This window comes from Halovivax ruber XH-70 (genome assembly GCF_000328525.1).
GTDB classification, from domain to species: Archaea; Halobacteriota; Halobacteria; order Halobacteriales; family Natrialbaceae; genus Halovivax; species Halovivax ruber.
Window position 1 is genome coordinate 2214666 of record NC_019964.1, and the last position, 23365, is coordinate 2238030.

At 65.5% G+C, this 23365-nt stretch carries 21 protein-coding genes; 12 read left to right on the top strand and 9 right to left on the bottom strand.

Annotation, left to right across the window (positions count from 1 at the left end):
- Nucleotides 1-79 precede the first annotated feature (79 nt).
- Nucleotides 80-1678 (top strand): ATP-binding protein, encoded by a 1599-nt coding sequence (locus HALRU_RS10575; RefSeq protein ID WP_015301380.1) that lies wholly within the window; start codon nt 80-82, stop codon nt 1676-1678.
- A gap of 104 nt (nt 1679-1782) precedes the next feature.
- Nucleotides 1783-2661, top strand: a complete 879-nt coding sequence (locus HALRU_RS10580; RefSeq protein WP_015301381.1) for a homoserine kinase — start codon at nt 1783-1785, stop codon at nt 2659-2661.
- Nucleotides 2662-2695: 34 nt separating this feature from the next.
- Here HALRU_RS10580 and pdxS read toward each other — a convergent pair whose 3' ends face one another.
- A complete protein-coding gene (gene pdxS / locus HALRU_RS10585; protein ID WP_015301382.1) occupies nt 2696-3607 on the bottom strand; it encodes a pyridoxal 5'-phosphate synthase lyase subunit PdxS in 912 nt (303 codons plus the stop codon).
- A 364-nt stretch (nt 3608-3971) separates the two neighbouring features.
- Between pdxS and HALRU_RS10590 the strand changes: the two genes are divergently transcribed.
- The gene (locus HALRU_RS10590) at nt 3972-4646 is read left to right on the top strand and encodes a DUF1405 domain-containing protein (RefSeq protein WP_015301383.1); all 675 of its coding nucleotides are present in this window, start codon (nt 3972-3974) and stop codon (nt 4644-4646) included.
- 15 nt (nt 4647-4661) lie between these two features.
- Here the strand turns inward: HALRU_RS10590 and HALRU_RS10595 are convergent, their stop codons facing one another.
- Both HALRU_RS10595 and HALRU_RS10600 read right to left on the bottom strand, forming a co-directional pair.
- Nucleotides 4662-5009, bottom strand: coding sequence for a DUF7344 domain-containing protein (locus HALRU_RS10595; protein WP_015301384.1), 348 nt, complete (start codon nt 5007-5009; stop codon nt 4662-4664).
- A 225-nt stretch (nt 5010-5234) separates the two neighbouring features.
- Nucleotides 5235-8048 carry a valine--tRNA ligase gene (locus tag HALRU_RS10600; RefSeq protein ID WP_015301385.1) on the bottom strand — a complete coding sequence of 938 codons (2814 nt, stop codon included), beginning with the start codon at nt 8046-8048 and terminating at the stop codon, nt 5235-5237.
- A gap of 380 nt (nt 8049-8428) precedes the next feature.
- Here HALRU_RS10600 and HALRU_RS10605 point away from each other — a divergent pair, with 380 nt between their 5' ends.
- Entirely contained in the window at nt 8429-11161 is a 2733-nt protein-coding gene (locus HALRU_RS10605) for an efflux RND transporter permease subunit (RefSeq protein ID WP_015301386.1), read from the top strand.
- Nucleotides 11162-11247: 86 nt separating this feature from the next.
- On the opposite strand, the gene HALRU_RS10610 is transcribed toward HALRU_RS10605, so the two are convergent.
- Both HALRU_RS10610 and HALRU_RS10615 read right to left on the bottom strand, forming a co-directional pair.
- The gene (locus HALRU_RS10610) at nt 11248-12294 is read right to left on the bottom strand and encodes an HFX_2341 family transcriptional regulator domain-containing protein (RefSeq protein ID WP_015301387.1); all 1047 of its coding nucleotides are present in this window, start codon (nt 12292-12294) and stop codon (nt 11248-11250) included.
- A gap of 25 nt (nt 12295-12319) precedes the next feature.
- Entirely contained in the window at nt 12320-12607 is a 288-nt protein-coding gene (locus tag HALRU_RS10615; protein WP_015301388.1) for a hypothetical protein, read from the bottom strand.
- A 283-nt stretch (nt 12608-12890) separates the two neighbouring features.
- On the opposite strand from HALRU_RS10615, the gene HALRU_RS10620 reads away from it, so the two are divergent.
- Together HALRU_RS10620 and dnaG are read left to right on the top strand one after the other, a co-directional pair.
- Entirely contained in the window at nt 12891-13715 is an 825-nt protein-coding gene (locus tag HALRU_RS10620) for an ArsR/SmtB family transcription factor (RefSeq protein ID WP_015301389.1), read from the top strand.
- Nucleotides 13716-13862: 147 nt separating this feature from the next.
- Nucleotides 13863-15473 carry a DNA primase DnaG gene (dnaG, locus tag HALRU_RS10625; RefSeq protein WP_015301390.1) on the top strand — a complete coding sequence of 537 codons (1611 nt, stop codon included), beginning with the start codon at nt 13863-13865 and terminating at the stop codon, nt 15471-15473.
- A 32-nt stretch (nt 15474-15505) separates the two neighbouring features.
- Here dnaG and HALRU_RS10630 read toward each other — a convergent pair whose 3' ends face one another.
- Nucleotides 15506-16828: a DUF92 domain-containing protein gene (locus HALRU_RS10630; RefSeq protein ID WP_015301391.1), complete on the bottom strand. Its 1323-nt coding sequence runs from the start codon at nt 16826-16828 to the stop codon at nt 15506-15508.
- 153 nt (nt 16829-16981) lie between these two features.
- Here HALRU_RS10630 and HALRU_RS10635 point away from each other — a divergent pair, with 153 nt between their 5' ends.
- Nucleotides 16982-17587 carry an undecaprenyl diphosphate synthase family protein gene (locus HALRU_RS10635; RefSeq protein ID WP_015301392.1) on the top strand — a complete coding sequence of 202 codons (606 nt, stop codon included), beginning with the start codon at nt 16982-16984 and terminating at the stop codon, nt 17585-17587.
- A 40-nt stretch (nt 17588-17627) separates the two neighbouring features.
- Here the strand turns inward: HALRU_RS10635 and HALRU_RS10640 are convergent, their stop codons facing one another.
- Complete coding sequence (locus HALRU_RS10640) at nt 17628-17849, bottom strand: hypothetical protein (RefSeq protein WP_015301393.1); 222 nt, start codon at nt 17847-17849, stop codon at nt 17628-17630.
- Nucleotides 17850-17937: 88 nt separating this feature from the next.
- A complete protein-coding gene (uppS, locus tag HALRU_RS10645) occupies nt 17938-18876 on the bottom strand; it encodes a polyprenyl diphosphate synthase (protein ID WP_015301394.1) in 939 nt (312 codons plus the stop codon).
- Nucleotides 18877-19036: 160 nt separating this feature from the next.
- On the opposite strand from uppS, the gene HALRU_RS10650 reads away from it, so the two are divergent.
- From HALRU_RS10650 to HALRU_RS10670, 5 genes are all read left to right on the top strand, one after another.
- Nucleotides 19037-19453, top strand: a complete 417-nt coding sequence (locus tag HALRU_RS10650) for a DUF5778 family protein (protein ID WP_015301395.1) — start codon at nt 19037-19039, stop codon at nt 19451-19453.
- Nucleotides 19454-19718: 265 nt separating this feature from the next.
- A complete protein-coding gene (gene hemA / locus HALRU_RS10655; protein ID WP_015301396.1) occupies nt 19719-21029 on the top strand; it encodes a glutamyl-tRNA reductase in 1311 nt (436 codons plus the stop codon).
- 130 nt (nt 21030-21159) lie between these two features.
- Entirely contained in the window at nt 21160-21471 is a 312-nt protein-coding gene (locus HALRU_RS10660) for a 4a-hydroxytetrahydrobiopterin dehydratase (protein ID WP_015301397.1), read from the top strand.
- Between the two features lie 152 nt (nt 21472-21623).
- Entirely contained in the window at nt 21624-21857 is a 234-nt protein-coding gene (locus HALRU_RS10665) for a hypothetical protein (protein ID WP_007703580.1), read from the top strand.
- Between the two features lie 140 nt (nt 21858-21997).
- Nucleotides 21998-22669 (top strand): HAD family hydrolase, encoded by a 672-nt coding sequence (locus tag HALRU_RS10670; protein ID WP_015301398.1) that lies wholly within the window; start codon nt 21998-22000, stop codon nt 22667-22669.
- A gap of 29 nt (nt 22670-22698) precedes the next feature.
- Here HALRU_RS10670 and HALRU_RS10675 read toward each other — a convergent pair whose 3' ends face one another.
- Complete coding sequence (locus HALRU_RS10675; RefSeq protein WP_148680511.1) at nt 22699-23346, bottom strand: helix-turn-helix domain-containing protein; 648 nt, start codon at nt 23344-23346, stop codon at nt 22699-22701.
- Nucleotides 23347-23365: the final 19 nt, after the last annotated feature.

The window sequence follows — 23365 nt, forward strand, 5'->3', positions numbered from 1 at the left end:
TGACCGTCGGGCAGGGTGACCAGTCGGGGATCGGACGGGAAGCATATATGGGGGGACTACATAGCGAGAACCGATAGGTATGGCCGAATCGATCGAGCGCTTCCCCGTCTCGGAGAAGGGCTACTCGCTGCCCATCAACGACGTCCTGACGGGACGCGGGTTCATCACCGGCAAGTCCGGCAGTGGTAAGTCTAACACGGCGAGCGTCGTTGCGGAGGAACTGCTCGATCGAGGCCTGGGGCTGTTGATCATCGACACGGACGGCGAGTACAGCGCCCTGAAAGATCGCTACGAACTGCTCCAGGTCGGCGGCGACGACGCGTGCGATCGGGAGATTACGGCCGAGGACGCGCCGCTGATCGCCGACCTCGCACTGGAGGAGAACGTGCCGATCATCCTGGACGTCTCCGGTTACATGGACGAGGAAGTGGCCGACGACGTCATCCACGCGGTCGTGCGCGAACTCTTCGTCGCGGAGAAGCAGCACCAGAAACCGTTCTTGCTGTTCGTCGAGGAGGCCCACGAGTTCATTCCCGAACGGGGCGGTGGCGACGACGTCCACAAGATGCTGGTCCGCGTAGCAAAACGTGGCCGAAAGCGCGGCCTCGGCGTCGTCGCGATGTCCCAGCGACCCGCCGCGGTCGCGAAGGACTACATCACGCAGTGTGACTGGCTCGTCTGGCACCGCCTCACCTGGGAGAACGACACGAAGGTCGCGGGTCGAATTCTCGGCGGGGACGCGGCCGAGAGCGTCCAGTCACTCGACGACGGGGAGGCGCTCGTCATGACCGACTGGGACGAGAAACTCTCACGGGTCCAGTTTCGCCGGAAGAAGACGATCGATCGAGGGTCGACGCCGACGCTCGAAGACGCGTACGGGCCGCCATCAGCCCGCGAAGACCACGTCACTGGAACGACGGAAGAGGAAGCGGACGACGAGGCATCCGAGAACACGGCCGGCGACGGCGACGGTGATAGCGGCGACACGACCGATTCGGCCGACGAACCGGAGCCGGCCACGGAGGAGCCACGGCCCGAAGACGACGGCGGATCGGCCCAGGATCGGACGAGCAACTGGGACCTGAGCGACGTCGACATCGAACCCACACAGCCGTCGCTCGAGGCGGCATCGGCCGAGCAACCGACGCCGGCCGATAGTGTCGACAGGGGCCAGGCAGGCAGCGGCCCGAGGACGGAACCGGCGACCGCCGAACCGAGCACTGCCACACCGAAACCGCCGGCGCAAGCCGACCAAGGGCATTCTGGTGCGAGGACACCCGCGGCGAGCCCCGAGCAAACCGGCGATCCCCAACCCGACGCCTCAGTGCAGGTGAGTGGCACGACCGACGGTGGATCGGTGTCTCGACGCCGGCAGGCGCCATTGGACGAACCCGACGAGTACGATCCGCTCTGGGAGATCGCACAGTTGATCGTCTACTGTTACGGTGTCATCGCGGACACCCACGCGAGATTCTACCAGTCGCTCAGACGGCGATACACCACACTCTGTCTCCGATTTCGGCAAACGGCATTTGGAACCTACCAGCGCGGATCGGCGGGCCGAATCGAGCGTCGTGTCGGAACTGCACTGGCGATGATCACGGTACTGGTCGTCTACGCGATCGTCGCCGTCGCGATCGTCGCCGGGCTAAATCAGTATCGAACGCAGATCGGGTAACTGGCTACTTGGGACCAGGCAGTCCGGAGAGCCGTCCCAGTCGGACCGTCGACACCAACCGATCGGCCCGCTACATTTTTGAGCAGGCTGGCACGAGAGTCACCATGGTCACGGTCCGGGCGCCGGCGACGAGCGCGAATCTGGGGAGCGGGTTCGACGTGTTCGGGCTCGCGCTGGCTCGCCCGGCCGACGTCGTCCACGTAGAGAAAGCCGACGAGACGACGATCACGGTCGAGGGAATCGGCAGCCAGTACGTCCCGGAGGATCCGCGAAAGAACACCGTTGGAGCCGTCGCCGAGGCGCTCGACGCACCGGCGTCGATCACGATCGACAAGGGTGTCAGACCGTCCTCGGGGCTCGGCTCGTCGGCGGCGAGTGCAGCCGGCGCCGCCGTCGCACTGGACGCGCTCTACGGCCGCGAGACAGATCCGGAGGAGCTCGTTCGCATCGCGGCGAAAGGCGAAGCCGTCGTCTCCGGCGAGGCCCACGCCGACAACGTCGCGCCCGCGATCCTCGGTGGCTTTACCATCGCCACCCCGGAGGGAATCACGTCGATGGAGACGTCGCTCTCGCTCGTCGCCTGCCTGCCGGACATCGTCGTCTCGACCAGAGACGCACGGGCGGTGGTCCCGTCGGAACTCTCGCTGGATGATCTCGTCGGTACTGTCGGTGCGGCGGCGACACTCACTGCCGGGGTGGCACGGAACGATCCCGAGCTCGTCGGACGCGGGATGGCCGACGGCGTCGTCACCCCGACACGCGCGGCACTGATCGACGGCTACGACGCAGTCCACGCCGCAGCCACCGCGGCGGGGGCGACGGGCGTCACAGTGAGCGGCGCCGGCCCGGCCGTCCTCGCCGTCTGTCAGGACGGGACGACCGAAGCTGTCGCGTCGGCGATGATCGACGCCTTCGCCGAGCAGGGTGTCGACAGTCACGCCTACCAGACGATCGTCGGGCAGGGCGCAGAAGTGTTCGTCTAGGTGCTTCGTCCCAGTCGCGTCCCTCGTCCTCGTCTCAGACGCCGCGGCCTTGCAGTTTCTCTTCGTCCGACAGGTCGACGTTCGCGTCGCCTTTCATTCCCTTGCCAACGTTCGTCGCGATCTCGGCGAGCCGCTCGGGGTCGTCCCAGTTGTTGACGGCTTCGACGATCGCTTCGCCCATGGCTCGCGGGTTCTCCGCGCCGAAGATGCCGCTGCCGACGAAGATGCCGTCACACTCGTGGTGCATCATGAGCGCCGCGTCGGCGGGCGTCGCGATGCCGCCGGCGGCGAAGTTGACGACCGGCAGGCGACCCATCTCGGCGGTCTCGTGCACGAGTTCGGCGGGCGCTTCGATGTCGCGGGCGTAGGCCTCGCGTTCCTCGTGAGTCATCCCAGCGAGTTCCCGAATGGCGCCCTTGATCGTCCGCTGGTGGTGGACGGCCTGGTTGACGTCGCCGGTTCCCGCCTCGCCCTTGGTCCGGATCATCGCTGCACCTTCCTCGATCCGGCGGAGTGCCTCGCCGAGATCGCGAGCGCCACAGACGAACGGCGCGGTGAAGTCCCGCTTGTCGATGTGGTAGGCGTCGTCGGCCGGTGTGAGCACCTCCGACTCGTCGATCATGTCGACGCCCGTGGCCTCCAGGATCTGGGCCTCCTTCGTGTGGCCGATCCGGGCCTTACCCATCACCGGGATCGAGACCTCGTCGATGATCTCGGCGACGTCCGCGGGATCGGCCATCCGCGCGACGCCGCCGCGCTTGCGAATGTCCGCGGGGACGGCCTCCAGGGACATGACGGCGACGGCACCCGCGTCCTCGGCGATGCGCGCCTGTTCGCGATTCACGACGTCCATGATGACGCCGCCTTTCTGCATCTGTGCGAAGCCTCGCTTGACGAGGTCGGTCCCCCGTCGGAGATCCTCCAGATCGGTCGCAGTCTCGGTCATACTGCCGGCTTTGCCCCCGCCTTACTTACGCGTATCCATTCCGTCAGTTCGATTTGTGGCTGCCCAGTCGGGATGAAAATTCGGTACTACCACCCAAAATTACGAGAGGGAACGACACTGATCCGCCGAGCGGCAGTCAGAATGTCCCCCCACAATACGGACGAACGCCATCGGCCCCACAACGTAGTATTCGGACGGGCGTCGGCCCACTCGTGGCGAGGCCGACGGAGGGGAAATTGGATCGACAGGAACGGCGACAGCATCGCCGCAGCTCGACCGACAGTACGTCGGTTCGACCTCGGGGAGGCGGCTCTCCCGCACTGAATCGCTACCTCTTTGCGGGTTCGCTGAGTGGGACAGGCCGATGGCAGTGGCCACAGCTCACCCTCGTCTGCCTCGGTGGCTCGCGCCCGTTCCGAACCGGCTCGAGGACCTGGGCCTGCGCCTCGCCTGGCTCGTCGTCGCGGTGAACCTCGCGGGGACCGCCTTCGGGTTCTGGTACTATCGCTACCAGTTCGTCGAGACGGCGACCGTCATGTGGCCGTTCGTCCCCGACAGCCCGCTCGCCACGCTGTTGATCGCGCTCGCGATTGCCGCCTGGAAGCTCGGGTACGAACAACCCTGGCTCACCGCGCTGGCCTTCTTCGGAAACCTGATACTGGGGCTGTGGACGCCGTTTACCCTCGTCGTCTTCGCCGACCAGTTCGCCGCGCAGGGAATCGCGCCGGCCATGTACGCATTCCTCTTCGGCAGCCACCTGGCGATGGCGCTCCAGGCGCTGGTCCTCTATCGGATCAGCGACTTTCCACCCTGGGCGATCGCCGTGGCACTTTGCTGGTACACGCTCGATCTCGTCGTCGATTACTTCGTGCCGGTCGTCGGGGAGCCCCACCACACTACGCTCCCCGTCGCCCGCGACGAACCGATCGCCCTCGGTGCCGACGCGCTGGGTATCGCCGGTGCGGGGGCGACCGTACTCACACTGCTCGCGCTCTTTCTCGCGTTCTCGACTCACGTCTACGTAACGAGACCCAGGTGACGCGAGTCCGGCCGGTTAGGCGACGCGATCGCTCGCTCGAACGGCCTCGAGCAGCGAATCGAGTTCGCCGGAGTGTGTCCGGGCATGGACGCGGTGGCGCTCCGCGTCGTAGCGGACCAGTCCGGCGTCGGCCAACTTCGGGAGGTGACAGTGGTGTAGTTCGAGGTGGAGCGTCTCGGCCGGGAGGTCGCCACCCTCGACGGCGAGTGCCTCGGCCAGTTCGTCGACCGTCATCATTTCGTGCCCCGACAGCAGGGAGAGTGTTCGACGTCGCCACTCGTTCGAGAGCGTCTCGAGCGCGACGCTCACTGGAAGGTCGGGGTCGGTGCGTCTCCGGGACGAGTGTGTGATGTGGGGGTTCATACCGAGTCGTTCCCTGTTGGGCCGTCGGTTCTGTCCGTGTCCTGCATTCACACGGCCTCGAGTGAGTAATTACACGGAGTGCACATAACTATTACTATTGGCTGTATTCTGCGGTCGTGTCCGGTGGGAGACTCAGCAGCGGACAGCATCAACCACGACCAACGCGGACACGCACTCGGCAAAACCAGTAAAAACGTCAATGCGGACGGCGACGGCGGAATTACCTCACTCGACGACGACGATCGCCGACTCGGTCTCGATCATCTCGCCGGATCCCGAGTAGGTCCGTTCGTGGGAGATCTCGAACAGCTCCGGTTCGAGCGTTTCGCCAGCGACGACCAGTGTGTCACCGTCGAGTTCGAACGCGTCGTCGTCGATAGCGTCGTCGATCTCGCCGACTTTTTCACCGAATCGCGGCCCGAGTGTCGCGTAATCGAGGCTGATGCCGGCGATCTCGGTCGTCACGTCGGGATCCTCGTCACTGGTCGTGAGGTCGCCGACGTGCATCACAGTTCGGACGACGTCTTCGAAGCCGTCGATCGCACCGTAGACGGTGACGGTGTCGAGTTCGCTGTTCAGCGGGAGCTGGTTCTCGCTCTTGTACCGCCGAAGCGCCGAGATGACGTCCATCGCGGTCTCACCGGCCTCGAGATCGGCCTCGTAGCCCTGCGGGGCGGGCCAATCGCGAACGTGGATGCTCGAAGATTCGAGAGCGCCATCGTCCGTGTCCTGTGCCTCGCTACGTTCTCCGCTCGATTTCTCCGAGGCGCTTCGCGCCTCGCTCTCAGCGTACACCGCCTGCCAGAGTTCCTCCGTGACGTGCGGGAGGAACGGCGCCCACAGTTCGAGGAAGGTGCGATGGGCCGTCCGCAGCGCGTAGGCGGTCGACGGATCACCCTCGCGTTCCTTCGCGATCTCCAGGTAGTCGTCGCAGAAGGTGTTCCAGAAGAACGTGCGCAGGCGATCGCGAGCCTTCGCGTACTCGTGAGCTTCGAAGTGCGCCGTCAGATCCTCGATAGCGTCGTCGAGCTCGGCCAGCAGCCACCGGTCGATCGGCGCGAGATCGTCGGGCTCGGCCGGATCGGCCGGGGCGAGGCTGTCGACCAGCTTCGAGGCGTTCCAGAGCTTGCGCAACAGCTTCTCACCGGCCCGGAGATCTTGCTCCTGATACGGGAAGTCGTCGCCAACCGCGGCGCTGGCTGCCCAGAAGCGGATCGCGTCGACGGGGTACTCCGCGATCACTTCGTCGGGGGCTACGACGTTGCCCCGCGACTTGGACATCTTCTCGCGGTTCTCGTCCAGGACGTGACCGTTGATCAACGTCGCGTCGAAGGGCACCTCGCCGGTGTGCTCGTAGCACTTGATGACCGTGTGGAACAGCCAGAACGAGATGATGTCGTGGCCCTGCGGCCGGAGGTCGAACGGGTAGAGTTCGGGGTTGTCCATCTCGAAGGACTCGCTGTCCTCATCCCAATCCCAGCCGGCGTTGATCAGCGGCGTGAGCGAGGATGTTGCCCAGGTGTCGAAGACGTCCTCCTCCGGAACGAAGTCGCCGTGGCCGCACCCGGGACAGCTATCGACCGGCGGCTCCTCGGAGAGCGGATCGACCGGCAGGTCCTCACGCTCGGCCATAACTGGGTGATCGCACTCGCCACAGTACCAGACCGGGAACGGGATCCCCGAATCGCGCTGGCGGGAGATGAGCCAATCCCACTCCAGCCCCTCGATCCAGTGCTTGTACCGGGTGAACATCTTCTCTGGGTACCAGTCCATCTCCCGACCGGCTTCCAGGTACTCCTCCTTGTGATCCAGGATCTCGACGTACCACTGCTTGGAGACGCGGTACTCGACGGGTGTGTCACAGCGTTCGTGGACGCCGACAGCGTGAGTGATCTCCCACCGGTCGCGGAGTGCACCCTCCTCGTCCAGGTCCTCGACGATGGCCTCGCGCGCTTCCTCGGTCGAGAGGCCCTCGTACTCCCCGGCGAGGTCCGTCATCGTCGCGGTCTCGTCGATGGCGACGCGAAGCGGCAGGTCGTGGGCCTGGTACCACTCGATGTCGTTCTGGTCGCCGAAGGTACAGCACATGACGACTCCGCTGCCCTTCTCCATGTCGACGCGCTCGTCTTCGATGATCGGCACCTCGTGCCCGAAGATGGGGACGCGGGCCGTCTCGCCGACGAGGTCCTGATTGTCGTCGTCCTCGGGATGGACGAAGACCGCCACGCAGGCCGGAATCAGTTCCGGGCGCGTCGTCGAGATGACGAACTCCTCGCGATCCGTGCCTCGCGGCTCCGCCGCTCGGCTTTCCGAGGAGCGTTGCTCCTCGCTTCCGGCACCCGCAATCTCGAACGCGATGTCGTTGAAGTGTGAGCCACGCTCGTCGTCTTCGACTTCGACCTGCGAGATGGCCGTCTCGCACTCGGGACACCAGATCGCGGGCGCCTTCTTGCGGTACTCGCGTCCCTTCTCGTAGAGGTCGAGGAACGAGAGCTGGGAGATGCGCTGGACGCGTGGCTCGATCGTCTTGTAGGTACGATTCCAGTCGATCGAGGTGCCGAGCCCCTGCATCTTCTCGGTGAACTCGGCCTCGTACGTCTGACAGACGTCGCGACAGAGGTCCTGGAATTCCTGGCGCTCGTAGTCCTGGTGGCGGATATCGAGCTCGTCCTCCGTGAGGCGCTCGCTCGCGATGCCGTTGTCGTCGTAGCCGAACGGGAAGAGGATGTCGCCGTCGGCCATCCGCTGGAAACGGGCCGCGAAGTCCTGCAGCGTGTGCCCGTAGAGGTGGCCCATGTGCAGACTTCCCGAGACCGTCGGCGGTGGCGTGTCGATCGAGTAGACGGTGTTAGGGTCCTGTTCGGGATCGCCCTCGTAGGCGTAGGTGTCGGTCTCGACCCACCGGCGCTGCCAGTGGGATTCGATGGCCTCGGCGTCGTACTCCCCGGCGAGTTCGGGCGTGTGCGCTTCGGCGTCGCGGCTCGCGGTTTCACCGCTCGCTTCGTCCGAGGGCTCACTTTGATCGCCCTCGCGAGTCATAGTCTCACCGCCCGATTCGGGCGCCGTCGATACATCGGTTGCAGCCAATTGTCGGTCTGAGCGTCAAACATCGGTGGTACTGGTCGTTGTTCGTCGTATTTCAGTCGGCGACAATACATCCGTCGAAACGGGGAGGAGTGGTGGGCCTAGACGGCCCCTACGAAGACGGTTCCGCAGGACCCGCCGAACCGGCGCTCGGTGACGGATTCGTCCATACGCTCACCTCACCTTCATTCCAGTTAGGTGTTTCGCGTCAGGGGCCAATCCCACGCCGTTGGACACGAACCAACCTATATGACCCATCGGCAGCGAAGAGCGAGCAATGACCGGGCGAGACCGACCGAACTGGAAGTGTTGGTGCGAACGGAGGCGGCGATAAGATGGCCGATCTGGCCGACCGCTACGCCGCGTGGATCGCCGACCACAGCCGAGCCGTGCTGATCGCGGTCGTCGTGCTCACGACCATCGTCGCAGCGGGCGCCGCAGTGGGTGACGCCGGAAGTGCCGGGATCGGCGAGTTCGACGTAGACACCCCTGAGACCCGCGCCGGCGACTACGTCGCCGCGAACTACGAGACCGACGACCGCGTCGTCACCCAACTCGTCGTACGCGACGAGGGCGGCGACGTGCTCACGAAGGAATCGCTCCTCGACGGGCTCCGGCTGCAGGCGGACGCGCGAGAGCGGGCGTCGATCGAGTCGACGCTCGCCGAACCCGGCTTCCAGGGCATCGAGAACGTCGTCGCCACCGCGGCCGTCTTCGAGGATCGCGCCGCCGCGGCGAACGGCCAACCCGACACCAGCCAGCCAACTCTCGACGAGCAGGTCGCGGCCCTCGAAGCGCGCTCACCAGAAGAAGTCGAGTCGCTCGTGGGTGACGTCCTCTCCGGGGAGACAGCCCACCCGGGAGGGGCCACCGGCGCGGACGCCACCGCGTTTCTGCCGAACGACTACGAATCCGGGAGTACGAACGCCGAGTCGCGACTGATCCTCACGTTCCAGAGCGACGGCACGGCCGACGACGAGGAGCCCCAGGCAGCCTACGACGCGCAGGTCGAACTCGAGACGCTGTTCGACGAACGCTTCGAGGACGGCTTCGTCTTCGGCCAGGGGATCACCGACGAGGCCTCGACGAACGCCGTCGGGGACAGTTTCGCGATCATCACGCCGGTCGCGCTCGTCCTCGTGCTGTTCGCGCTCGGAGTCACCTACCGGGACGTCGTCGACGTCCTTCTCTCGATCGCCGGAATCGCGGTCGTGATGGCGTGGCTCGCGGGTCTCATGGGCTGGCTGCAGATCCCGTCGAGTCAGCTCCTGATCGCGGTCCCCTTCTTGCTGATCGGGCTGGCGATCGACTACTCGTTGCACGTCATCATGCGCTATCGGGAGGCCAGAACGGGGGAACTCACCGGCGTCGATTCGGACGTCGACGTTCGAACCGGCATGGCGATCGGCCTCGGGGGCGTGATCCTCGCGCTCGCGGCGGCCACGTTCTCGACCGGCGTCGGGTTCCTCTCGAACGTCGTCAGTCCGCTGGCCGCAGTCAGGGACTTCGCGATCCTCGCCGGCGGCGGTATCTTCGCCACCCTGATCGCGTTCGGCATCTTCGTCCCCGCGCTGAAGGTTGCCGTCGACGGACTGCTCGAGAACCGGTTCGGCCGGGATCGAGCGAAGCCGGCGTTCGGGTCGACCCCTGGCCCGGTGAACCGACTCCTGTCGGCAGGCGTCACCCTGGCCCGGCGCGCCCCCATCGCCGTCGTACTCGTCACGGTGGTACTCGCCTCGACGGGCGCCTACGGGGCGACGACGATCGACACCGAGTTCAACGAGACGGATTTCCTCCCGCGTGACGCGCCCGACTGGGCGAAATCCCTCCCGGGACCGCTGGCTGCGGGGACGTACACGATCGCCGACGACGCCACGTACCTGGGCGAGAACTTCCGCGCGGGTGGCGAGGGATCACAGGCGGAGATACTGATACGACCGTCTGATGGGGAAGGATCGCTCACGGATCCGGCCGTCCTGGCCGCGATCGAGGACGCGAGGACGAGCGACGGCGAGTGGGAGACGATCGACGCCGGACCGGACGGGAGCGCCGCCGTCGACGGACCGCTCACGCTCGCCCGCGACCTCGCCGCGACGAACGAAACCGTCGCCCAGGCGATCGACGAGCGGGATATCGATGGCGACGACGTCCCCGACGAAGACCTTGCCGGGCTGTACGACGTACTCTACGAGACCGACGCCGAGCAGACCGCGACGGTCGTAGAACGCACCGACGGCGAGTACGACTCCATCCGACTCGTCCTGAGCGTCCGCGGCGACGCCAGCTCCCAGGACGTCGCGACCGACGTCGAGGCGTTCGCCGCGGAGATCGAAGCCAGCGCTCCCGTCTCGGCGACGCCGACCGGCGGCCCGGTCCAGACCGCGGTCGTCCAGGACGCCCTCCTGGAGACGCTCGTGCAGGCGCTCGCGATCACCCTGGTCGTCATCCTCGTCTTCCTCACCGCGCTGTACTGGATCCGCCACGGTGCCCCCTCTCTCGGCCCGATTACGATGGCACCCGTCGTCGCTGCCCTGGCCTGTTTGCTCGGCGCGATGGCCCTGCTCGACCTGCCGTTCAACAGCGAGACGGCCGTCATCACGAGCCTCGCGATCGGACTCGGTGTCGACTACAGCATCCATTTAGGAGAACGATTTGTGAGTGAGAAGCGGGATTCCGAAGGAATCTCGGGAACGCGAACGGCGACCAACGGGAGCCGTGAGAAGCGAGGCTCCGTAGGAGCCTCGAACACTCGAGCGGAGAGCGGAGCGAACCGCGAGAAGCGAGATTCCAAAGGAATCTCGGAAAGTCGAGCGGCTGAACCAAACCGCGATCTGACGAACATCGAGGACGTGCTGTCGGCGACGGTGACGGGCACCGGCGGTGCGCTACTCGGCAGTGCACTCACCACGGCGGCAGGGTTCGGGGTACTGGCACTCGCACTCGCACCGCCCCTCCAGCGGTTCGGAATCGTGACCGGGCTGGCGATCGTCTTCGCCTTCCTGGCGTGCGTCCTGGTGCTGCCGAGCCTGCTGGTCGTCCGCGAACGACTGCTTCGCCGGATGGCCTGAAGGCGGACTCGTCACTGAATTGGGAAGGACAAGATCGAAGCCGTCGACAACCTCGTCACGCGCTCATAGAGAGGAAGTGAGAGGGTCTACGAGAGGTCCTGGTTCGCGTGGGTGCGGACCCAGAGTTCGCCGATCGTCGAGAGGCGCGTCCGGTAGGACTTGCCGTGTTCGTCGCGTTCGACGTAGCCCTTGCCGCCGGGGCCAAGCCGGTCGACAGTGTAGATGACTTTCGAGCGAAAGCTGTCGGTGTACTCCTCGTTTAGCTCTCGGGCGAGCGCCTCCGCGAGCTCGGAGACGGAGTCGAACTCGCCGTCCTCGCCGAGTTTGAAGAGGATGAGTTCCTCGAAGGGTTTGACGGGTGAGAACGAGCCGACGGGCAGTTCGACGACGTGGCTGTCGCCAATCTCCTTCGCACCGATGGTGGTCCCCCGTTCGTCGAACTCCGCCAGGAGTTCTTTCGCGCTGTCGAGTCGCTCCTGCAACCGGGATGGGTCGATCTCGATCCGGGTGCTGGGAGTGTCGGCCCCTGAAGTCCGGTCACGGTCGTCGGTGGCTCCAGTTTCGACGGATTGGGAATCAGTATCCACACTCGCGTCTGCATCTATCCACTCCTCCTCACGCACGGCCGTCTCCGCATCATCGCCTTCGAGTGACGTGGTCAGATCGTCCAGCAGATCGCGCTGGGCGCGCAATTCTTCAGCCAGTTCCGTCTCGAGGTACTTCTCGGGGGCGGTGTAGTAGGTGTGGATCACGTCCCGGTCGGCTTCGCGTTCGACCATCAACGAGTGCGCCGCGTTGGCAAAGGCGAAGCTCACGGTTCGCGGCATCGCGGCGACGTTCACCCAGACCTCGTTGCCGCGATCGAGTTCGTCCGTGATGAGTTCGTACCCCTGTTCGAACGCACCGTCGTAGTCGTAGACGTCCGCCAGCACGACCCGCTCGGTCGTCGCCCCGAGCAGGTTCTCGAAGTCGGTCTCGAGTTTTCGTGCCAGATTGCGAGAGTACTCGACGTTCGCCTGGCTCCCGACCGCCCCCTCGAGCATGACGACGCGATCCACGTCGCGCTGGTCGCGGACGAGCGGCGCGATGAGCCGGTCGTAATCGAATCCGACCGGAACGATGTGCGTTTGCATGCCGAGGCCTTCGCAGTCGGGCTACTCAAACCCGGCGAGTGTCGTCGGTCGCGATCCGGTATCGTCGATCACCGGTGGCGCGGAGCGTCGACTCCTCTCGCAGTTTGACGATACGGCCGGTCGGATTGTCGATCACCTCGTGTCGCGCCTCGATCCGCCCCAGCGTTCCCAGCAACTGCGCCGACGGCGGCTTCTGGGCGGCGCCACAATCGTAGATCGTCAACAATCCGTCCTCGTCACGGTCGTAAACGACGATGTGGGCGTGTCTTGGCAAGTGCCAGCGCCGCTCACCCGCTCGAACGAGCCTGTTCATACGAGACGTGTCGGACCGAACGGGGAAAGCGGTGTCCATCAGCCGCCCTCAGCGACAACAAGGATGGCACAACGGACGTTTTAGTTGGGTAGTTGTCGAGAAGGTAGCCGCAGAAGGGGCGAGAGCGAACGCCGAAACACGACGCTGCCCATCCACTCAACGATACTTCACTATAGAGAGATTGGCCGACAGAGTTCTCCAAACCCTGTAGATCAAAAGGTAAAATGCGTACTTCAGGTATGGAAAGTGTATAGGTAGCTGAGTCCGTACCGACGAGTGACCAATGGCCCGGTTGTTCCCCCTGCGCTCAGAAACGCCGACGACCGACGGTACTCCCCGGGTCGTCGACCTCGACGGAGAGGATGCGGACGACGTCTTCGGTGCGCTCTCCTCGACGACCGCCCGTCAGATCTACGCGACGCTCGATGCGGAGCCCGGAACGCCGAGCGACGTCGCCGACGCGATCGACTCCTCCATCCAGAACGTCAGATACCACCTGGAGAAACTGGAAGACGCCGGACTGGTCGAAGTCGTCGACACCTGGTACTCCTCGCGCGGGAACGAGATGAACGTGTACGCGACGGCCAACGGACCCCTCATCGTCGCCAGCGACGAATCGCGTGCCACGCAGCTGAAACAGGCGGTGTCGCGGTACATCGGCGGGATCGGCGCCCTCGCGATCGGGAGTTTCGCCCTCCAGGCGATCGCGATGCGGTACGGCGGAGTAAACGATGCGACGGGCGCCGGATCGGGCGATTCGACGGGAGCCGGAGGGGACGAATCGTATACGGAGCAAAGCGAGAGTGATTCCGAACTGGACTCGTCGTCCACGGATTCCACTGGTGGCGAGGACGGCGATGCGATCTCGATCGCATCGGAGCAGAACAACACGACTGCTGCCGGCGACGAGGCGAGTGGTGGCGGAGGCGAACCGGACGGGCTCCTCGACGGCGCTATCGACGGATTCGTCTCGACGATCGAGGCGTTCGCGTCGCTCGACTCGCCAGGGCTCCTGTTCTTCCTCGGCGGACTCGTCGTGCTCACCGCCCTCGTCGCCTGGTGGTACGTCGAGAATTACCAGCGACCGCAGCAACTCGGTCGCCCCTAATCCGGCCCTGGCATCGCTCGCGGACCGCTCGGTCTACTTACCATAGGCAGGTTCGATCCAGTGACTGAAAACCCATCAGTCAACAGGTATTAGGTCGTGCTAGCCCTAGGGAGTGACAACACAGACAGTCCCCGACAGAGCCCACCTATGGACGAAACCGAGAAGTACCTGATTCACGCGGCCGTCACGGCAGCTGGCGTCGTCGAGCGAAGCGACGTCGTCGGTGCAATTTTCGGCCAGACCGAAGGACTGCTGGGGGACGAACTCGACCTCCCAGAGCTCCGGCGAACGGGAAAACTCGGTCACATCGACGTCTCGGTGTCGAGTTCTGGGGGCGAATCACGCGGCGCAGTGACGATTTCGACGAGCCTCGACAAGGTCGAGACCGCGACGCTCGCCGCCTCGCTCGAAACGATCGATCGGGTCGGCCCCTGCCGCGCCGCGTTCGAAGTCGAGGAGATCGAAGACGTGCGAGCGGCCAAGCGCCGCGAGGTGGTCGACCGCGCCGCCGAGTTACTCCAGACCGGGTTCGACGACAGCGTGATGTCCTCGGCGGAGATCCTCTCGTCCGTCAGAGAGCACGTCCGAGTCGCCGACATCGACACGTACGAAGGCCTGCCGGCCGGGCCACGCGTCACCGAGAGTGACGCGATCATCGTCGTCGAAGGACGGGCCGACGTCCTCACGCTACTGCGCTACGGCATCAAGAACGCTGTCGGCGTCGAGGGGACGGACGTTCCCGACGAGATCGCGTCGTTGACACGCGACCGGACGACCACGGCGTTTTTCGACGCCGATCGTGGCGGTGAGTTGATCCTCGAAGAACTCCGCCAGGTCGGCGACGTCGACTACGTCGCTCGGCCCCCCGACGGAACCTCCGTCGAGGATCTGGACCACCACGAAGTGTTCACCGCACTCAGAAAGAAAGAACCGATCGAACCGGACGTCGCTGCCGACGTCGTACATGCAGTGCAAGCGGGCGAGCAATTCGATCCGGAGACGAGCGAACCGCAAGATGACCCGTCCAGGGCACCCTCCAGTACCGACGGCGGTGCGTCGACCCGCGACCCACCAGCCGCCGACCCGAGCCCGGTCGATCACCAGGACAGTACCGAAGAGATGGCGTCGCCGGGACGGGCGAGTACGACAGGCGAGACGGGGGCACGGACGGCACGTTCGAGCTCACCGAGCGCTATCGATACCAACGAGCGGGCGGCAAACTCGGACGACGACACCGCCACGTCGTCCACCGAATCGACAACAGCCGACACCGCCACGTCGTCCGCCGAACCGGCGACTGCGGACACCGCCACATCGTCGGTCGAGCCAGCGACAGCCGGCGCCGACACCACAGACACGCAGGACACCTCGACGAGTTCGGGCGCCGAGTCGGTCGATCCCACGGACGAAACGACTGTCGACGAACCCGCTGTCGACACGGACGAGTCGCCACACTCTCTGTACGAACACGTCGCCGAACTTAGCACGGGAGAGAGCGGAACGGCACGGTTCCTCGACGAGGACCGGACGATCATCGGGGACTACCCCGTAAACGAGGTCTCAGACAGACTCGAGACCGATGCGGTGCCATCGGTGATACTCCTCGACGGCGTCCTGAGTCAGGAACTGGTCGATCGGGCGGCCACAAGCGGCGTCTCGACGATCATCGCCACGTCACTGGGCCAGTTCGTCAAACGACCGACGTCGGTACGGATCTTCGCGGCCGATTCGGTCGCGAGCGAGCCGCCAGCGGAGTGAGCGGACCACGAGAGCCAGTTTTCGACACCGAATTAGACGATGCCCAGCGGCGCCAGCAGGAGGGCTGCGACGACGGCCCCGGTAAGCGTCGCACAGAAGTTCACGCTCCCGTTATCGAGCGTGTTTCCCTCGAGCGTCGCCCCGAAGAGGCTGTCGGCGAGGATGCCGACGGTGCCGGCAGCGACGATGACGCCGAAGCCCAGCGGGCCGATCGGGGCGGCGAGCCAGAGCGAGATCGCGCCGACGATGGTGATGCCGGCGATCCCCGCGACCTGGCCCTGCCAGGTGACGGCGCCGTCGGTCCCCGGCGCCACGGGTTCGAGCGTCGTGATCAGGCGTGGCGACGGAAAGACGCCGCCAATTTCACTCGACAGCGTGTCCCCGAGTGCGGTGGCGACCGCTCCCGCGAACGCGTACTGAAAGAGCAGTGAGTCGACGGCGAGGAGTCCGGCGTCGCTCGCTGCGTAGCCAAGCACGGCGACGAGTGCGATCGCGGAGTTGCTGAAGACGTTCGCGCTGCCGCGGGCGCCGTCGTTCCCTTCGGCGACACCGCGTGCTCGTTTCTCCTGGTAGCGGAACTTCGTCGAGAGGCCGCCGATACCGAAGAACGAGATCAACACGACGAACCAGCTCCAGCCGCCGAGAACGATCGTCAACAGGCCGAGGAGGATGCCGGCGAGCATGCCAGCGACCGACGCGGTATCGAGCGCGTAGGACAGGTAGCCGAGGACGATCATCACGCCGAGGGCGAGGGCGAGTTCGGGCGCGGAAATCGACGGGTCGAGCCGCCAGAGGAGCCAGCAGAGCCCACCAGTCACGACGACGACCAGCGGGTCGTCGTATCGGGGGAGTCTGGCCCGGAGGATCGCTGCCGCGAGGGCACCGCTGGCACCCAGAAACACGGCGGTCGGGGCGAGAGTCGGGATCGAACCGCCGTTCAGTGCGTGCGTGAGAAGTTGTCCGACGCTCGCCGCGACACCACCACCAACGCAGAACGCCGCCGCCGTAACCGCCCGATCGGTCGTGTAGAGCCCGGCGACGGCTTCCGAGAGATCGCCGTACCCGACGAGGACGACGACGCCGATCACGATGGACCAGGGGAGTGAGGTGGCGCCGACCAGCGAGCCGAGAACGACGACCGCCAGGACGAACGCCAACAGCGAATTGAGTCGACCGTCCTCCCGGTCGGCCGGGAGCGCCAGCACGTCGAACACGCGTCCGCTGCGAACGGTGAACCCGGCGACAGCCACGAGCGCCGCGAGTCCGCCCGCGACGAGTGGCCCGAACAGCGGAACCGCGAGCGAGAGCGTGCCGAGTGCCGCGACGACGCTCGCTCGCCGAACGGTCGATGACACGATGGCCGATGCTTTCTGTGGGGGTTACTTAACGGTTCTTGACCGATTTGCCAACTCCCTCACGTACTGAGACGATTCACTCACCGTCGAGTCGTTTGCTTCGCGTGCGACGGGACCGAAATTGTAAGGCCCCGCCGGCTCGTTCGGTGGAGTGTGGGGCTTTACGAACGATACCTCGCCGCTCGGATCGGCCGCCACGAGTGCGACGGCCCCGACCACGTCGCCCTCGTCATCACCGAACGGGATCTGCTGGAACAGGGCGCCTACGAGACGCTCTCCGCGTTCGTCGAGTGGGCACTGCGCCCAGCCGAGCGAGCGACCATCTACGTCAGCGTCCTGGACGAGGAGGCGATCCCGACGCTCAGACGGGAACTCGCGGCTCTCGAGGTGCCAGTCGACCTCGCAGTCCGCGGGCCCGACGACCGGCAGCCGGCCGACGCACCCGTCCAGATCGGGATCGGCCTCGGCGGCAAACACGAGTTCACGAACGCCGTCACGACCCTCGCCACGGCCGTCGACGCCGGGGAACTCGCCGCCGACGAGATCGAAGATCGCCACGTCGAATCCCACCTCGTGTTCCCGAGCGAACCGGATCTGGTCATCAAGACCGGCGCCGAACGGCTCTCCGATTTCATGATCTGGCAGTCGGTGTACTCCGAGCTGTACTTCACCGACGTCAACTGGCGCGATTTCCGCAAGCGGGACTTCCTCCGGGCCGTCCTCGAGTACTGTAATCGCTCCAGGCGCTACGGGCGGTAAACTGGACCGTGGGGCCAACGAGACGGCCAGCCAGACGTGTTCACTCCGGCAGTGACGCTGCCAGCCAGACGATCAGCCCCAGCACGACGAGTGTGAGCGAAGCCCCGATCGCGACGAACTCGACGGGCGTCGTCCGTGCCGCTGCCGCGAGTGGGTGTCGTATCGAACCGGTCACGGCGAGCGCCAGAAACACGGTACAGCCGGCCACAACCAGCCCGACACCGACGAGTCGATGGTGGCTCGTGGGCGAATCGTGACTCATCGGAGTCGATCACCGTGGGGCGATCCTCGTTCCGTGTTCCTGCGGGAGCGAGCAAGAACGGGCGTATCCGGTGAGCGAAAGCGAGCGCTCATTCCGGAGCGGTCTCCTGTGAGTCCACCTCGAACTCGTCGAGCGATTCGCGTTCGGTCGAGGGGAGTGAGTCACGAAATCGGCCGAGGATCGAGCGGGCATCCGCGAGTTCGGTCTCACCCATCGCGCGCAAAAGGGCGAGGGCACGCCTGGCGCGAGTCCGTCGCCACGAGCGCTCACGGTGTTCGTAGGTTCTGACCGCACGGAGGAAGTCCGCCCGGGAGAACGCTGGCCAGTACGGTGTGCAGAAGTAGACGGCGGCTTCGTTGCCGTTCGCGTGCCAGGGGAGGAAGTTCGAGGTTCGTTCGTCACCGCCGGTCCGGATGATGAGGTCGACGTCGCGAACGGTGCGGCCGTACAGGCGCGACTCGATCGTCTCCACGTCGATGTCGTCGGGCGTCAGATCACCGCCTTCGATCTCCCTGGCGACGCTGCGGGCCGCGGAGAGGAGTTCGTTCCGACCGCCGTACGCCAGCGCGATGTTGAGGACGAAGTCGTCGTAGTCGCGGGTTCGGTCCTCCGCGTACGCGATGGCCGTCTGAACGCGGTCGGGCAGCCGATCGACGTCGCCGATGGCCCGGATGCAGACGCCTTCCTCGTGGACGCGTTCGGCATCGGCGAACTCTCGTAACTTCTCACAGAGGAGATCGAAGATCACTTCCTGCTGTTCGGGCGGGCGCTCGAAGTTCTCCGTCGAGAACGCGTACAGAGTGAGTTCCTCGACGCCGACTTCCTGACACCACTCGAGGACGCGTTCGGTGGTGTCGGCACCGGCCTCGTAGCCCGTGGCGGTGTCCGCCCCGGCCTCACGTGCGTACCGACGGTTCCCGTCCTGAATAACCGCGACGTGCGCCGGCGCTCGCTCGTCGTCACCCAGTTCACGACGGAGGAGCCGTTCGTAACTCTCACCCAGCTGTCGGCGCAACCAGCCACGCATCGGTCGAACCAACGGGACCCACGTCCATGTGTCTTTCGAGGCGATCGGATCTGTGAAAAACGAACTAACTCGCCGCCATCGGGCGATCGATCACACTCGCGGGCGTGTCTCGCCAACGGAATCGTGACCGCTATCCGTGGTGACCCCGAAAGGCGAGCAAATGGATGGCGTTATCGACGAGGACCTCTACCGGCGGACGAAGGCCCTGCTCGAACCCGGCGAGATCGAGTTGAACGGCGCGATCGTCCACACCGACTACGACGGACAGGAAGACGTCCAGATGATGCAGGCGACGATCGATAGCGGCGACGTCATCGCCGAGGCAGCCGGCTACGACCCTGCGGACTGTTACGTCTACTCGGGGAACGACGACACGGACTTCTCCTCGAACCAGCACCAGGGCAAGACCATCGACGGCGACGAGTTCGTCTGGGAGTGCCAGCAACTCCTTCGAAAGGGCAGTTTCGATCTCGTCTTCTACTACGAGGCGAGCGCGGACCAGCAGGCGATCGAAGACGGCGTCCGCGACCTCGGGTTCGACGTGACGAGTGTCGACGGCACCGCTACCGAGGAATGAGTCGAGGAGCCCTGGCCTGGTGGCACTCGATCGTTCGGCGTCGCCGACCAGGGGTGGCTCGCACGGGCGCTTGGCCAGCGACGGCCCAGCCGACTGCTCGGTCGAGAACGATCCGAACGGGTTCGGCCGAAACTGCCGACAGTCGGCGCAGAACGGCTGTCGACGGTGCGCCGGTTTGGACACCTTTACGTAGCGGCGAGCCCAATTCGATCGACGTGAACGCGGACGGACCCGACGGAACCGTGCTCGATGGAGGGGTGTCGCCGTGACGATCAGCGGCGTCGTCTCCAGTGCTCGCGTGACGCACGACACGGCAGCCGTCGACGAGCTGGCAGCGGCGACCCCGGAGAGCCAACCCGCTGCCGTCTCACAGCTGTTGTCGGCTCCGGGGTGTCGGGAAGCGTACGTTCTCGCGACCTGCAATCGCGTCGAAGCCTACGTCGTCACCGAGACGGCACGCGACGGCTGGGATATACTCGCGACGTTCTTCGACGATGCCCCCGATCGAGTGGTCGAAACGGCCGCCCACGAGGACAGCCTCACTCACCTGCTCCGCGTTGCGAGCGGGCTGGAATCGGTCGTCCTCGGCGAGGACCAGATCATCGGCCAGGTGCGGACGGCCTACGAGGACGCGACCGCCGTCGGCGGCGTTGGCGACCTGCTCGAACCGGCCGTGACGAAGGCGATCCACGTCGGCGAACGGGCCCGGACCGAGACGACGATCAACGAGGGAATCGTCTCGCTCGGCTCCGCAGCCGTCGAACTCGCCGGCGAGACGATCGACGTCGACGGCGTCGACGCGCTCGTGGTCGGCGCCGGCGAGATGGGACAACTCGCCGCCCGGGCGCTCGAATCGAGCACTGTCGGCCATCTCACGATCGCCAACCGGACGATCGAACGTGCGGAGTCCGTACGAGAAACGATCGAGACGCCAGGAACGGCCGTCCCGCTCTCGGCGCTCGCGGCACACGCGAGCGAGGCGACGCTTATCGTGACTGCGACAGGGAGCGACGAGCCGGTCCTCGGCCCCGACGACGTCGGCGACCACGAGCAAGTGATCGTCGACCTCGGCCAGCCGCGTGACGTCGATCCCGCGACAGGATCGATGCCGGAGACGACCGTCTACGACCTCGACGATCTCGAGTCGCTCACGCGGAAGACCCGGGAACAACGCCAGACGGCCGCCGACGAGGTCGAATCGATGATCGAGCGAGAGTTCGGGAACCTGTTGATGCAGTTAAAGCGTGCGCGTGCGGACGAGGCCATCGCGGCGATGTACGAGAGTGCCACCCGGATCAAAGATCGGGAGGTGCAGACGGCACTGCACCGGCTCGAAGACCGTGGCAGTGTCTCCGACGAGGAACGAGAGATCGTCGAGTCGATGGCCGACGCCGTCGTCAACCAGTTGCTCTCGGCACCCACCGAGAGTCTGCGCGACGCCGCCGTCGACGACGACTGGGAGACGATCGACACCGCCCTGCGGCTGTTCAACCCGGCCGAAAACGGTGGGGAGCCAGAGCCCACGTCTCGAAACACACCGGTCGAACACGCCCTCGGAGCGGCCGAAGACGACTGAGAGGGACCCACCGCTGTGGCGACGGCACACCGTCTGATTCTTCGACAGGAAATAACCGACGGCAGTCCGGCCGCCCCACCGGCGAGGGACTACCCGAATTATTATTTCACTGGCCTTCATCGGTGGCCCTATGGCCGACCGACTCTCTGACGACGAAATCGCCGAACAACTGCCGAGTAGCTGGCAACGGGAGGGTGACGAGATCGTTCGCGTCTACGAGTTCACCGACTACCTCCACGGCGTCAACTTCGCCCAGATGGTGGGCGAAATCGCCGAAGCCCAGTTCCACCATCCCGAGATCATCATCCGCTTCAAAGAGGTCGAAATCCGACTGACGACCCACGACGAAGGTGGAATCACCGACGCAGACATCGAGATGGCCGAGTTCATCGAATCCGAGCAGACCGCCCAGACTGGCGGCATCGACGACGTCGAACTCTGAGTGGCGGAGTGAACCGACGCGCGTAGCGAGTTTCTCCGGCGATTCGATCACCGGTTTACAATTCGCCGCCTCACCGCAGTCAGCCGTCGCCGAAATAACTCCTGCAGTGAGACAGGGGAGTGACTACGGGGCCGGACTCGTGCGGTGAACGTATGCCCGAGACCACGCAGGACGTTCGCCGGCTGACGGCGGACGCGCTCGTTCCCGGTACGACCGTCTGTTACCATCACCGGCAGGGACGCGATCTGGCGACGATCACGGAGACCGACGGGACGTTCGTCACGTTCGTCGGCGAGAACTGCGACGCACGATTTACCCACCGACAGATCGAACGGCTGCTCGACGCCGGGCGACTCGAGATCGTCCTGACGGACGACGATTCCTGAGGTTCCTGGATGGGCCCGCGGTTCGTGTCGACGAACCCATTTCGCGGGCCCCTGGTCCGTATCGCCGAACCCGTTTCGAACCTGAGCACGGCTTTGGTGACCACAACGCCCATGGTCGCTCCGCACGAACGGTCTCATCCATGAGCGAGGGGTACGACTACTGGCTGCTCGATCTGGACGGGACGCTGGTCGACGTCGAGTGGTCGTACGTCCGCGAGGTGTTCGATCGGGTTGGCACTCGCCTGGATCGACCCTTTAGCGACGCGGAGGCCGAAACGCTTTGGCACGGCCTGACCGGGTCGAGAAACCGACAACTCCGCCAGTGGGGCGTCGACCCAGACCCGTTCTGGAACGTCTTCCACGACGTCGAGGATCCGGCGATCAGGGCCGAGGCGACGTATCTCTACGACGATGCGGCGTTCGTCGCCGACCTCGACGAGCCAGTCGGGCTCGTGACCCACTGCCAGTCGTTTCTGACCGAGCCGATTCTCGACCAGCTGGAGATCGCCGACTGGTTCGACGCAGTCTGCTGTTGTACGGACGAGACGGGCTGGAAACCCGACCCGACGCCCGTCGAAGGGGTCGTGGCCGAACTGGCCGACGCCGGCGGGACGGGGACCGGTGCCTCGAACCACACCAGTGTCACGAGCGGCAGCGGCGTCCTGGCCGGTGACGGCGCCTGCGACGTCGGTGCAGCCTGGAACGCCGGGCTGGACGCGATACACGTCGACCGGCACGGGCCGGAACAGCGCGGGCACTGCGTTCGTGGTGACCACCGCATCAGCTCGTTCGACGAACTCGACGTTCGGTGACCGTGGAGTTGACTGGAAGAGCGACGGCTTCAGGGGGCGTGCTCGCCGGCGGGTTGTAGTTCCGCATCGACGAGGGTCTCGTAGGCGCGGCGCAATCGTTCGGAGAGTGCCTGATGGGAAATTCCCAGTTCGGCGGCCAGTTCTTCCATCGACGTCCGTCTGGGGATCTCGAAGTAGCCGTGTTCGAACGCCGCGACGAGCGCTTCGCGCTGTTCGGGGGTGAGCCGCGGGTGTGCCGTCGGGCCACCGCCGAGCTGTGAGACGCGGACGATCTCGACCGCCGTCCCGGCCTCGTCGAGTCGGTCGTGGGTGTCGGCGAGCGCGTTCCGGTCCGGAAACCGCATCTCGAGTTGCCACCAGCCCGATCGCCCCGTCGCGTCGAGAACGGTCGCGTCGGCCTCGAGCAACCGATCGAAGCGGGTACGGGTCGCCGTGGACGGTTCGACGTCGTAGAGTAGTCGGTCGGGCGTCTCGATCAAGAGTTCCGCTGCTGCCACCGACGCGTCAGCGGCGAGTGCGTCCGTCACCGCCTCGGCCCCCGCCCCGGCGATCCACAGCGAGGGGACCGTCCGGGAGATCGAGGACTCGAGCTGGACCGACAGGTCGGAGAGGCGATCGAACGAGTCCGCGAGGACCAGATCGGCGGCGGGGATTCGAAACTCTGCGATCGTAGACATTGCAAGCACGTACATCGCT